The sequence below is a fragment of the Streptomyces sp. H27-C3 genome, from assembly GCF_030063415.1.
Taxonomy (GTDB): Bacteria; Actinomycetota; Actinomycetes; order Streptomycetales; family Streptomycetaceae; genus Streptomyces.
Genome location: NZ_JASITA010000007.1, coordinates 1 through 12,019, shown reverse-complemented (window position 1 = coordinate 12,019; position 12,019 = coordinate 1). Strand labels below are relative to the sequence as shown.

At 68.0% G+C, this 12,019-nt stretch carries 9 protein-coding genes, 1 tRNA gene and 2 pseudogenes; 7 read left to right on the top strand and 5 right to left on the bottom strand.

Features of this window, described 5'->3' with window-relative positions; translation table 11 throughout:
* Window positions 1-67 precede the first annotated feature (67 nt).
* Genes QMK30_RS08570 through QMK30_RS08555 form a run of 4 tightly spaced genes read left to right on the top strand, consistent with a single transcriptional unit; the run spans window position 68 to window position 4,345 of the window.
* Entirely contained in the window at window positions 68-1,000 is a 933-nt protein-coding gene (locus tag QMK30_RS08570; protein ID WP_283516590.1) for a branched-chain amino acid ABC transporter permease, read from the top strand.
* Between the two features lie 5 nt (window positions 1,001-1,005).
* On the top strand, window positions 1,006-2,742 hold the full coding sequence (locus tag QMK30_RS08565) for a branched-chain amino acid ABC transporter permease (RefSeq protein ID WP_283516589.1): 1,737 nt from the start codon (window positions 1,006-1,008) through the stop codon (window positions 2,740-2,742).
* Window positions 2,743-2,747: 5 nt separating this feature from the next.
* A complete protein-coding gene (locus QMK30_RS08560) occupies window positions 2,748-3,632 on the top strand; it encodes an ABC transporter ATP-binding protein (RefSeq protein ID WP_283516787.1) in 885 nt (294 codons plus the stop codon).
* Window positions 3,629-4,345: an ABC transporter ATP-binding protein gene (locus QMK30_RS08555; protein WP_283516588.1), complete on the top strand. Its 717-nt coding sequence runs from the start codon at window positions 3,629-3,631 to the stop codon at window positions 4,343-4,345. Before QMK30_RS08560 ends, QMK30_RS08555 begins: the two co-directional genes overlap by 4 nt.
* A 37-nt stretch (window positions 4,346-4,382) precedes the next feature.
* Here QMK30_RS08555 and QMK30_RS08550 read toward each other — a convergent pair whose 3' ends face one another.
* A complete protein-coding gene (locus QMK30_RS08550) occupies window positions 4,383-5,033 on the bottom strand; it encodes an ANTAR domain-containing response regulator (protein WP_283516587.1) in 651 nt (216 codons plus the stop codon).
* A 97-nt stretch (window positions 5,034-5,130) separates the two neighbouring features.
* On the opposite strand from QMK30_RS08550, the gene QMK30_RS08545 reads away from it, so the two are divergent.
* Window positions 5,131-5,214, top strand: a tRNA-Leu gene (locus QMK30_RS08545).
* An 87-nt stretch (window positions 5,215-5,301) separates the two neighbouring features.
* Window positions 5,302-5,804 (top strand): annotated as a pseudogene (locus QMK30_RS08540) (hypothetical protein).
* 8 nt (window positions 5,805-5,812) lie between these two features.
* On the opposite strand, the gene pyk reads toward QMK30_RS08540, so the two are convergent.
* Both pyk and QMK30_RS08530 read right to left on the bottom strand, forming a co-directional pair.
* The gene (gene pyk / locus QMK30_RS08535; protein WP_283516586.1) at window positions 5,813-7,246 is read right to left on the bottom strand and encodes a pyruvate kinase; all 1,434 of its coding nucleotides are present in this window, start codon (window positions 7,244-7,246) and stop codon (window positions 5,813-5,815) included.
* Window positions 7,247-7,415: 169 nt separating this feature from the next.
* Window positions 7,416-8,129, bottom strand: a complete 714-nt coding sequence (locus QMK30_RS08530; protein WP_283516585.1) for an SIMPL domain-containing protein — start codon at window positions 8,127-8,129, stop codon at window positions 7,416-7,418.
* 153 nt (window positions 8,130-8,282) lie between these two features.
* Between QMK30_RS08530 and QMK30_RS08525 the strand changes: the two are divergent.
* Window positions 8,283-8,705: pseudogene (locus QMK30_RS08525) on the top strand (twin-arginine translocation signal domain-containing protein); the annotation flags it as partial.
* Between the two features lie 235 nt (window positions 8,706-8,940).
* On the opposite strand, the gene QMK30_RS08520 reads toward QMK30_RS08525, so the two are convergent.
* Together QMK30_RS08520 and QMK30_RS08515 are read right to left on the bottom strand one after the other, a co-directional pair.
* Window positions 8,941-10,353, bottom strand: coding sequence for a lysine N(6)-hydroxylase/L-ornithine N(5)-oxygenase family protein (locus QMK30_RS08520; protein WP_283516584.1), 1,413 nt, complete (start codon window positions 10,351-10,353; stop codon window positions 8,941-8,943).
* Window positions 10,350-11,855 (bottom strand): pyridoxal phosphate-dependent decarboxylase family protein, encoded by a 1,506-nt coding sequence (locus QMK30_RS08515; protein ID WP_283516583.1) that lies wholly within the window; start codon window positions 11,853-11,855, stop codon window positions 10,350-10,352. Before QMK30_RS08515 ends, QMK30_RS08520 begins: the two co-directional genes overlap by 4 nt.
* Window positions 11,856-12,019: the final 164 nt, after the last annotated feature.

Below are 12,019 nucleotides of genomic sequence, written 5' to 3'. Positions count from 1 at the left end.
ACCGCGCGAGGGCGCAACAGCGCCCTCGCGCGGAGTCATATCCGACAAGCTCATCGGAGGCCCTGCGGTGCACGAACTGCCGCAACAGCTGGCCAACGGCCTCGCACTCGGCGCGCTCTATGGCCTCATCGCCATCGGGTACACCATGGTGTACGGCATCGTCCAGCTCATCAACTTCGCCCATGGCGAGATCTTCATGATCGGGGGCTTCGGCGCCCTCACCGCCTACATCGCGCTCCCCAGCGGAACGTCACTTCTCGTGGCCATTCCGCTCATGATCGTCGGCGGCGCCATCGCCTCCGTCGCCGTCGCCACCGCCGCCGAACGCTTCGCGTACCGGCCGCTGCGCGGCGCCCCCAGGCTGGCACCGCTCATCACCGCGATCGGCCTCTCGATCGTTCTCCAGCAGCTTGTCTGGGGCTTCTACCCGGACGCCAAGAAGCCACGCAGCTTCCCCGAGTTCCAGGGCGAGTCCTTCAAGCTGTTCGACAACCTGTACCTCCAGCGCGCCGACGCCTTCGTTCTTGTCCTCGCCCCCCTGTGCATGCTCGCCCTGGGCATCTTCGTGGCCAAGAGCCGCAGCGGCCGCGCCATGCAGGCCACCGCGCAGGACCGCGACACCGCGAAGCTGATGGGCATCAACACGGACCGCATCATCGTGATGGCGTTCGCCATCGGTGCCGCGTTCGCCGCCGTCGCCGCCGTCGCGTACGGCCTCGACAAGGGCCAGATCAACTTCGAGATGGGCTTCATCCTCGGACTCAAGGCCTTCACGGCCGCCGTCCTCGGCGGCATCGGCAACATCTACGGAGCCATGGTCGGCGGAGTCGTCCTGGGCCTCGCGGAATCTCTGTCGATCGCCTACATCGAAGAGATTCCCGGGATGCAGCAGCTCGGCGGCGGCGCTTGGGCCAACGTCTGGGCATTCGTACTTCTCATCGTCGTGCTCCTCGTCAGGCCACAAGGCCTGCTCGGTGAGCGCGTCGCGGATCGGGCGTGAGAGCCATGACAACCGACACCACGCAGACAGCCGAGACCGCACCGGCCGGCAACAACCCCCGCACGGTGCTCTTCCGTCGGCTCACCGCCGTCGGCGGACTCGCCACGATCGCCAGCACCTTCCTGTCCTGGACCTACACCGACGAGTTCCCCGGCGACCTCACCGTCTACGGGTACCCCGGCGGCCTCCAGGTCCTCACCCTGGTCGCGGGCCTCCTCACCACCCTGTTCGCCCTGGCCTCGCTGGACATCAAGGGGCTGCGCTGGCTGGCTCCCACCGGCACCACCAAAGCCCTCCAGCTGTTCGCCCTCGGCGCCTTCGGCACCACCTGGTTCACGGTCGTCGCCATCACCGTCGAACTCGGCGGCGTGGTCAACCTCGAACCGGGCGGCTTCGTCGCAGCGGTGGCCTCCGTCATCCCGCTCGTCGCGGCATTCCAGCTCCCCGACGACACACGCAAGGCCCGACGCCCCAAGGCACTGCCCTCCTGGGCCGAGATCCTGATCATCGTCGTGGCCTTCGGTATCGGCCTGTTCGTCATCACGTACGGCATCGACACCGAGTACGCCGAACTCTTCACCGGCTACATGATCACCGCGGGCTTCGCCGTCGCCGCTCTGTTCAAGGCCGGCCTCATGGCACGGCTCTCGGGGCTCACCACCAAGTACCGCCCCATCGCCGTGACGGCCGCCTTTGTCGCCGCTGCGGCCTTCCCCTTCACCCAGAACACCGACCAGTTCACGCTCATCGCGGTCAACATCCTCATCTTCGCGACCGTCGCGCTCGGACTGAACATCGTCGTCGGCCTCGCCGGACTCCTCGACCTCGGATACGTCGCCTTCCTCGGCGTCGGCGCCTACACCGCCGCCCTCGTCTCAGGCACCACCGCATCCGCCTTCGACGTCCAGTTCCCGTTCTGGGCATCCGTCCTCACCGGCGGACTCGTCTCGCTGATCTTCGGCGTCGTCATCGGAGCCCCGACCCTGCGGCTCCGCGGCGACTATCTCGCCATCGTCACCCTCGGCTTCGGTGAGATCTTCCGCATCACCGTCGGCAACCTCGACGGCGTATCCGGCCCGCAGATCACCAACGGCCCCAACGGCGTGCCGAACATCCCCGACCTCGTCTTCTTCGGATACGACTTCGGCGAATCCCACACCATCGGCGGCTTCGAACTCGGTTCGTACGCCAACTACTACCTGCTCATGCTGCTCGCGATGATCCTCGTGATCCTCGTCTTCAGCCGCGCGGGCAGCTCCCGCATCGGACGCGCCTGGGTCGCCATCCGCGAGGACGAGACCGCCGCCACCGCCATGGGCATCAACGGCTTCCGCGTCAAACTCATCGCCTTCGCCCTCGGTGCGACCCTGGCCGGCCTGGCCGGCACGGTCCAGGCACACGTGCAGAGCACCGTGGTCCCCGAGATGTACGTCTTCGCGGGCCCCGTACCGCCCAACTCCGCCTTCCTCCTCGCCGCCGTCATCCTCGGCGGCATGGGAACCATCAGCGGACCCCTCATCGGCGCGACGCTCCTCTACATGATCCCCGCCAAGCTGCAGTTCCTTCAGGACTACCAGCTGCTCGGCTTCGGCATCGCGCTCATCCTGCTCATGCGCTTCCGCCCCGAAGGCCTCATCGCCAACCGGCGCGCCCAGCTCGAGTACCACGAGACCGACCAACTCGACGTACCGGACAAGGGCTTGACCGGCTCCGGCGTCGGCGTCACGAAGGCGGGGGCGTGAACGACATGACGACCACCACCGAGACCACCACGGTCCTCGACGCCAGCGGCGTGACCATGCGCTTCGGCGGCCTCACCGCCGTACGCAACGTCAACCTGACCGTCAACGCGGGCGAGATCGTCGGCCTCATCGGGCCCAACGGCGCCGGCAAGACGACGTTCTTCAACTGCCTCACCGGGCTCTACGTGCCCACCGAGGGCAAGGTCACCTACAAGGGCACTGTCCTGCCGCCCAAGCCCCACCTCGTCACCCAGGCAGGCATCGCCAGGACCTTCCAGAACATCCGGCTCTTCTCCAACATGACCGTCCTGGAAAACGTCCTCGTCGGACGCCACACCAGGACCAAGGAAGGCCTCTGGTCGGCCCTGCTGCGCGGCCCCGGCTTCAAGAAGGCCGAAGCCACTTCGCACGCACGCGCCATGGAACTCCTGGAGTTCATCGGCCTCCAGGACAAGGCCGACCACCTCGCCCGCAACCTGCCCTACGGTGACCAGCGCAAGCTGGAAATCGCCCGCGCACTCGCCAGCGAGCCCGGCCTCCTGCTCCTCGACGAGCCCACGGCCGGCATGAATCCCCAGGAAACCCGCGCCACCGAAGAACTCGTCTTCGCCATCCGGGACCAGGGCATCGCCGTACTCGTCATCGAGCACGACATGCGCTTCATCTTCAACCTCTCCGACCGCGTCGCCTGTCTCGTGCAGGGCGAAAAGCTCGTCGAAGGCACCGCTGCAGTCGTGCAGGGCGACGATCGCGTCATCGCCGCCTACCTCGGCACCCCCTTCGAAGGCGCCCCCGGTGCCGACGAAATCGCCGAGGTCGAAGCGGCCGAGGCGCACAGCACCACCAGCACTACCAGCCCCACCAGCACGGAAGGAGACGAGACCAAGTGACCGCACTTCTCGAGGTCGAAGACCTCAAGGTCGCCTACGGCAAGATCGAAGCCGTCAAGGGAATCTCCTTCAGCGTCGAAGCCGGCCAGGTCGTCACGCTCATCGGCACCAACGGCGCCGGCAAGACGACCACCCTGCGCACCCTCTCGGGGCTCCTCAAGCCCCTCAGCGGGAAAATCACCTTCGAGGGCAAGCCCCTCAACGGCGTGCCCGCCCACAAGATCGTGGCACTCGGGCTCGCGCACTCCCCCGAGGGACGCCACATCTTCCCCCGCCTCACCATCGCGGAGAACCTCCAACTGGGCGCGTTCCTCCGCACCGACAAGGCGGGCATCGAGAAGGACATCCAGCGGGCCTACGACCTCTTCCCGATCCTGGGAGAGCGCCGTAAGCAAGCTTCGGGCACCCTCTCCGGCGGCGAACAGCAAATGCTCGCCATGGGCCGCGCCCTGATGTCCCGGCCGAAACTGCTCATGCTCGACGAGCCCTCCATGGGCCTCTCCCCGATCATGATGCAGAAGATCATGGAGACCATCGTCAGCCTCAAGGCCGAAGGCACGACGATCCTGCTCGTCGAGCAGAACGCCCAGGCCGCGCTGTCGCTCGCCGATGAAGGCCATGTCATGGAGATCGGCAAGATCGTGCTCTCCGGCACGGGCCGGCACCTCCTGCACGACGAGTCCGTCCGCAAGGCGTACCTCGGCGAGGACTGACACTCTCCGTACGTACGTCTCGTACCGGCCAGGGCCGTCAGCCCTTCGCGGCCTTCTTCTCCTCGGCGTCCTCGATGACCGCCTCCGCGACCTGCTGCATCGACAGCCTGCGGTCCATCGACGTCTTCTGGATCCACCGGAACGCGGCCGGCTCGGTCAGCCCGTACTGCGTCTGCAGCACCGACTTGGCCCGGTCCACCAGCTTCCGCGTCTCCAGCCGCAGCGTCAGGTCCGCGACCTCGGTCTCCAGCGCCTTCAGCTCCGTGAACCGCGACACCGCCATCTCGATGGCCGGTACGACGTCACTCTTGCTGAACGGCTTCACCAGATACGCCATCGCGCCCGCGTCCCGCGCCCGCTCGACAAGATCACGCTGCGAGAACGCGGTCAGCATCAGCACCGGAGCGATGGACTCCGCGGTGATCTGCTCGGCCGCGGAGATGCCGTCCAGGACGGGCATCTTCACATCGAGGATGACCAGGTCGGGCCGGTGCTCACGAGCGAGCTCGACGGCCCGCTGCCCGTCTCCGGCCTCGCCGACGACCGAGTAGCCCTCTTCCTCCAGCATCTCTTTGAGGTCGAGGCGGATGAGGGCCTCGTCCTCGGCGATGACGACACGGGTCGTCAGCGGCGGTACGTGCGACTTGTCGTCGTCGGCGACGGGCTGGGGCGACTCGGGGGTGGTCACGGGGACTCCTCGTTACAGGGCAGGTGCTGCACCCTGAGCCTACCTAGCTGCAACCGCAGGTGGTGACCCGGTACACTGCTCGACAGCTCCCTACCTTGCCCGGTTGGAGGAACTGGTCAGACTCGCGGCACTCAAAATGCCGTGCCCTTAGGGCATGTGGGTTCGAATCCCACACCGGGCACTTTTATCGCAGAAGCGGATGTTCACGTTCTCGTGAACATCCGCTTTTTTTCACGCACTGCAAGCAAGCGTCACGCAGAGTTGCAGCATGTACTTCCATGCCATAGAGGTACGCCACAAGGCGCTCGCTCTCCTCCGATCCGGTTCAAAGAACGCGGACGTCGCACGGCAGTTGAACGTACCGGCTGGCACCGTCTCGTACTGGTTACACATGGACCGTTCCAGGCGTGGGGAATGCCCCGGTCGGGCCCGGCAAGAAGCACGACCGGGAGATCGCGCTCGAACCCTGGCAGCAGAAGATCGTGGACGCGCACCCATGGGAGTTCGTCCGGGGGCTCATCCACTCCGACGGATGTCGGAACATGAACTGGACGACCCGCGTCGTGGACGGCGAGCGGAAGCGGTACGAGTACCCGCGGTACTGGTTCACCAATGTCTCGGATGACATCCGGCAGCTCTACACGGACCCCCTCGACAAGCTCGGCGTCGAGTGGAAGCACTGCACCCGGCACGGGAAGCTCTACAACATCTCCGTCGCCCCGACGGGCGTCCGTCGCGTTGATGGACGCTCACGTCGGGCCGAAGTACTGACGCGACTCCTACTTCGGAACGTCGTCCTCGCCGATGTGGTGGATGCGGACCAGGTTGGTCGAGCCGGCCACCCCGGGCGGGGAACCGGCGGTGATGACCACGACGTCGCCCTTCTGGCAGCGGCCGATCTTCAGGAGCAGTTCGTCGACCTGGGCGACCATCGCGTCGGTGGATTCGACGTGCGGGCCGAGGAAGGTCTCGACTCCCCAGGTGAGGTTGAGCTGCGAGCGGGTCGCCGGGTCGGGGGTGAAGGCGAGCAGCGGGATGGGTGAGCGGTAGCGGGAGAGGCGCTTGACCGTGTCGCCGGACTGGGTGAAGGCGACGAGGAACTTGGCCCCCAGGAAGTCGCCCATCTCCGCTGCGGCGCGGGCCACGGCTCCGCCCTGGGTGCGGGGCTTGCTGCGTTCGGTGAGGGGCGGGAGGCCCTTGGCGAGGATGTCCTCCTCGGCGGCTTCGACGATGCGGCCCATCGTCCTGACCGTTTCTACGGGGTACTTGCCGACGCTGGTCTCGCCGGAGAGCATCACCGCGTCGGTGCCGTCGATGACGGCGTTGGCGACGTCGGAGGCTTCGGCGCGGGTGGGGCGGGAGTTCTCGATCATCGAGTCGAGCATCTGGGTGGCGACGATGACCGGCTTGGCGTTGCGCTTGGCGAGTTTGATGGCGCGCTTCTGGACGATCGGGACCTGCTCCAGCGGCATTTCCACGCCGAGGTCGCCGCGGGCGACCATGATGCCGTCGAAGGCCGCGACGATGTCGTCGATGTTCTCGACGGCCTGCGGCTTTTCGATCTTCGCGATGACGGGGAGGCGGCGGCCCTCCTCCTTCATGATGCGGTGGACGTCCTCGATGTCGCGTCCACTGCGCACGAAGGAGAGGGCGATGATGTCCGCGCCGATCCGCAGGGCCCAGCGAAGGTCGTCGATGTCCTTCCCGGAAAGGGCGGGAACGGAGACGGCGACGCCGGGGAGGTTGAGTCCTTTGTGGTCGGAGACCATGCCGCCCTCGACCACGGTGGTACGGACGTGGGGGCCTTCCACTGCGGTGACTTCGAGGGCGACCTTGCCGTCGTCGATGAGGATGAGTTCGCCGGTGGTGACGTCGTCGGCGAGGCCCTCGTAGGTGGTGCCGCAGGCGTTGCGGTCGCCTTCAATGGGTTCGACGGTGATGGTGAACTCGTCGCCCCGTTCAAGCAGTACAGGGCCTTCGCGGAAGCGTCCGAGGCGGATCTTCGGGCCTTGAAGGTCGGCGAGCACGCCGACGCTGCGGCCGGTCTCCTCGGAAGCTTGGCGTACGTGCTCGTAGCGCTCCTCGTGCTCGGCGTAGGTGCCGTGGCTGAGGTTGAACCGGGCGACGTCCATTCCGGCTTCGACCAGTGCCTTGATCTGGTCGTATGTGTCGGTGGCGGGCCCCAGGGTACAGACGATCTTTGCTCGGCGCATGAGTCGAGCCTAAACCTTACCGACGAGTAGAGAATTGGCCGAGCATGACTACTCAACAACCTCTGAGTGAAAGGTTATTGACAAGTGTTGAATTGTGCGCGGGGGCGCTCTGATGAGCAATTCAGAGCGCCGTCGCGTGAGTTCCCCGCTGGAGTGGCGAGGCATCGGGTCAGAGCTGGGGCCGGTTCATGATGAACCGTGCGTTCACCAGGGCGTGGACGGCCTGACGTTGGGGTTCGAGGTCCAGTGAGGGGGCGTCCTCCGCCATTTCCGGGCCGGCCGCAGAGCGTGAACGGCCCGCGAAGCCCATCTTGAAGTCGGCGTGGACGGGGTGCGCTTCTTCCGCCCCCGGGTCCGCCAGTTCGACCAGGGCGGCGAGATCAGTGCCGAGCGCGTCCGCATATTCGCGAGCACGTTTGACGGCTTCCTTCACTGCTTGGCGGCGGACTTCGCCGTATGCGGGCGATTCGAGGCGCAGGCTCCACCAGGGTCCGTCGATCCGGGTGAGTTCGAGGTCGGCGACGCGGGTGGTGAGCTCGCCGAGCGCGGTGAAGTCGGTGAGGACCGCGGTGACGTAGACATGGCCGTGGTAGGCGCGGACGCGCTCGCCGCGGCCGTGTTTGGTCAGCTCGGGGCCGATGGAGAAGGAGCCGGTCTCCAGCTTTTCCACGACTTCGCCGTAGGTTTTGATGAGGTCGAGCACCAGGGTGTTGCGTCGGGTCAGGTCTTCGAGCGCGGTGCGCCGGTCTGTACCGCGAGCGCTGACGGTGATGCCGATAGTGGCGATTTCCGGGTCGAATTCGAGGCGCGCCTCGCCCTGCACCGCGAGGCGGGGTGCGTCGGGGGTGCCGTAGGGGGCTGCGGTGTTCGGTTCGTCGGTCACTCAGCCACTGTCGCACCCGGGTCGGACAAGTGGCAGTCATCAGATCGAAACCCCTAGGGGGTGTTGTCCTGTGTGGCTCCCGGGTCAGAATCTACGCGCGTTGCGCAACGACGTCTCATGGGACGTCTCTCAGTGAACCGAGGAGACAGCAGCATGCCGCTGAACCGTAGGACGTTCCTGGGCCGCTCGGCCGCCGCCGGGGCCGGTGTGGCCGTCGCGGGAAGCGCCGTCGCCCCCGCCAAGGCCCACGGGCACGGGCACGGGCACGGGCGTCCCCCGAAGCGGTACTCCTTCACTGTCATGGGCACCACCGACCTGCACGGCAATGTCTTCAACTGGGACTACTTCACGGACAAGGAGTTCGACGACAAGGACCACAACAATGTGGGCCTCGCGAAGATCTCCACGCTCGTCGAGCAGGTCCGCAAGGACAAGGGCCGGCGCAACACTCTGCTGATCGACGCGGGCGACACCATCCAGGGCACCCAGCTGTCGTACTACTACGCCAAGGTCGAACCGATCACCGCGAAGCACGGTCCGGTGCATCCGATGGCGCAGTCCATGAACGCGATCGGACCCGCTCCTTCCCGAAGCCGGGGCAGGCCCCGGACCCCGGACGTCCTTCGGGCGTGTCCTCGATCGCCGGACGGGCCGAATGTGCGCGGCATCCGGAAACTCTCAGCCCGTCCGGCGTTTGAGGACCGGGGTCTGGGGCGGAGCCCCCACGCGGCGACAGCCGCGAAGGGTCACAGCCGGGAAGGGGCGGGGAGGGGAACAAGCCCGCCGCAGGCATCCGCACCCGCACTCCCGCTCAGTTCCCCTGCGCCAGCGGTGTCAGCTCCGGCTGCTGGGACGGGACCCTGGGCGCCTCCCGGGATTCCAGGCCGAAGCTGGTGAACGCCGTCCGGCACGGCATGGGGTAGGCCTCCGTGCCGGTGAGCGAGTTGAGGATGATCGCGCTGCGCCAGGCGGCCAGTCCCAGGTCGGGGGCGCCGACGCCGTGGGTGTACTGCTCGGCGTTCTGCACGTACACCGACCCGGTGACGGAGGCGTCGAGCATCAGCCGGAAGCGCTCGTCGACGCGAGGGCGTTCCCGGGCGTCGCGCCGGATGTACGGGTCGAGGCCCGCGAGGAGTTGCCCGAGGGGGCGCTCGCGGTAGCCGGTGGCGAGAACGACCGCGTCGGTGGTGAGCCGGGAGCGGGTGCCCTGCTGGATGTGTTCCAGGTGGAGTTCGACCTTGGTGGTGGCGACGCGGCCCGCCGTACGGACGGAGACGCCGGGGGTCATGACGGCGTCGGGCCAGCCGCCGTGGATCGTGCGCCGGTAGAGCTCGTCGTGGATGGCGGTGATGGTGTCGGCGTCGATGCCCTTGTGCAGCTGCCACTGACGGGGCACGAGCTCGTCGCGTACGGGCTCGGGCAGCGCGTGGAAGTAGCGGCTGTAGTCGGGCGTGAAGTGTTCCAAACCGAGCTTGGAGTACTCCATGGGGGCGAAGGCCTCGCTGCGGGCGAGCCAGGTGATCTTTTCGCGGCCTGCGGGGCGGGCGCGCAGCAGGTCGAGGAAGACCTCCGCGCCGGACTGGCCGGAGCCGATGACGGTGATGTGCTCGGCGCCGAGGAGGCGTTCGCGGTGGTCCAGGTATGCGCCGGAGTGGATGACCGGGACGGTCGGGGCCTCGGCGAGAGGCCTGAGCGGTTCGGGGATGTACGGCTCGGTGCCCACGCCGACGGCGATGTTGCGGGCGTACGCGCGGCCGAGGGCTTCGGCTTCCCCGTCGGCGTCGAGTTGGGTGAAGTCGACTTCGAAGGCGGCACGTTCGGGGTTCCAGCGGACCGCGTCGACCTGATGGCCGAAGTGGAGTCCGGGCAGGTTGGTGCTGACCCAGCGGCAGTACGCGTCGTATTCGGCGCGCTGGATGTGGAAGCGCTCGGCGAAGTAGAAGGGGAAGAGCCGTTCGCGGGTGCGCAGGTAGTTGAGGAACGACCAGGGACTCGCGGGGTCGGCGAGCGTCACCAGGTCTGCCAGGAAGGGGACTTGGAGGGTGGCGCCTTCGATGAGCAGGCCGGGGTGCCAGTGGAAGGCGGGGCGCTGCTCGTAGAAGGCGGAGGTGATACCGCCGTGGATGCCGTCCGCGAGCGCGGCGAGGGAGAGGTTGAACGGGCCGATGCCGATGCCCACCAGGTCGTGGGGGTGTTCGGGCTCTGGGGACTGGGGGACGGTCATCGGTGAGTACGGCCTTCCAGGAGGTTCAGGAGTGCTTCGAGGTCGCTGGTTGTGGTGTGGGGATTGAGCAGGGTGGCTTTGAGCCAGAGGCGGCCGTCGATGCGGGCCCGCCCGAGGACGGCCCGGCCTTCGGTGAGGAGGGTGCGGCGGATGTCGGCGACGGTCTCGTCGGAGCCGGCGGCGGCAGCGGCGGTGGCGGTGTGGGATGCCGTGGCCGCATCGGGGGCCGGGCGGAACAGCACCGTGGAGAGCGCGGGGCGTTCGTAGAGTTCCAGGTGCGGGCTCTTCTCGACCAGGTCGGCGAGTTCCCGGGCGGCGGCGAGGGTGCGGTCGACCAGGTCGCCGAGACCGCTGCGGCCCAGGGCTCTGAGGGTCGCCGCGACTTTGAGGATGTCGGGGCGACGGGTCGTGCGCAGTGACCGGCCGAGGAGGTCGGGCAGGCCGGCTTCGGTGTCGTCCTCGGCGTTGAGATAGTCGGCCTGGTGTCGCAGTACGTCGATGAGGCGCCTGTCGGGTACGACGAGGAGCCCGGCGGCGACCGGCTGCCAGCCGAGTTTATGCAGGTCCAGGGTGACTGAGTGGGCGCGGTCCAAACCGTCGAGGGCGCCGCGATGCCTGTCGCTGAAGAGCAGAGGGCCGCCGTACGCGGCGTCGATGTGCAGCTCGGCGTTGTGTCGTGCGCAGAGGTCGGCGATCTCGGGGATCGGGTCGATGCGGCCCGTGTCGGTGGTGCCCGCGGTAGCGGCCACGAGCCGAGGGTGGTGCAGATCGGTGAGGGCTTCATCGAGGGCGACGAGGTCGATCACACCGGAGGGGGCGGGGACGGTGACGGGTTCGGGGAGGCCGAGGAGCCAGGCGGCGCGGCGCAGGGAGTGGTGGGCGTTGGCGCCGCAGATGAGCTGTACGGCGCCGTGGCGCTCTCTGGCGAGGAGGAGGGCGAGCTGGTTGGACTCGGTACCGCCGGTGGTGACGAGGGCGTCGGGGGTGGCGGGTGCGGTGAGGGTGGTGTTGAAATCCGTTGTGGGGGCTGATGCGGTGCCTGTTGCGGCTGCTGTCCCCGGGTAGACCTCGGCGGCAACGGCCTGGGTGACGGCGGCCTCCAGCGCGGAGGCGGCGGGAGCCTGATCCCAGGAGTCCATCGACTGGTTGAGCGCGGACGCGGCGAGGTCGGCGGCCGTGGCGACGGCGAGCGGCGGGCAGTGCAGGTGGGCTGCGCACCGCGGGTCGGCCGGGTCGGCGGCGCCTTCCGCGAGGGCGCGGACGAGGGTGTGCAGGGCCTCTTCCGCGCCGCTGCCGTGGGCGGGGATGACGGGCCCGACGGCGTCGCGCAGTCGTTTCGCGACGGCGTCGGGGCCGCCCGCGGGCAGTGGTCCGCCGCGGGCGACGGCGCCTTCGTGGAGTGCGTCGAGGACGGTGGCGAGCAGCGGCCGCAGGGCGGTGGGCCCGTCCACGCCGCCTGCGAGGGGCGGGATGGCGGTGCCGGGGGGCGGCGGCGTACTCATGCGGGGTCCTTCGGGTGCGTGCGGGGCCGGCGCGCCTGCGTGTGCGGGCCGGAGCCGGGGCGTCCGGAGTGCTCAACGAGCCGGACCCGAAAGCGGTACTGCCGCGCGCGGAAGGAGGGTGAATTTTGTGCAGGGCGGCGGAGTTGGGCGGGTGCGGGCGGGGG

What these genes read in the sequence shown, in the direction of transcription:
- QMK30_RS08565 (WP_283516589.1), top strand. Translation starts at nt 1,006, where the DNA reads ATGACAACCGACACCACGCAGACAGCCGAGACCGCACCGGCCGGCAAC.
- QMK30_RS08560 (WP_283516787.1), top strand. Translation starts at nt 2,748, where the DNA reads ATGACGACCACCACCGAGACCACCACGGTCCTCGACGCCAGCGGCGTG.
- pyk (WP_283516586.1), bottom strand. Translation starts at nt 7,246, where the DNA reads ATGCGCCGAGCAAAGATCGTCTGTACCCTGGGGCCCGCCACCGACACA.
- QMK30_RS08520 (WP_283516584.1), bottom strand. Translation starts at nt 10,353, where the DNA reads ATGACCGTCCCCCAGTCCCCAGAGCCCGAACACCCCCACGACCTGGTG.
- QMK30_RS08515 (WP_283516583.1), bottom strand. Translation starts at nt 11,855, where the DNA reads ATGAGTACGCCGCCGCCCCCCGGCACCGCCATCCCGCCCCTCGCAGGC.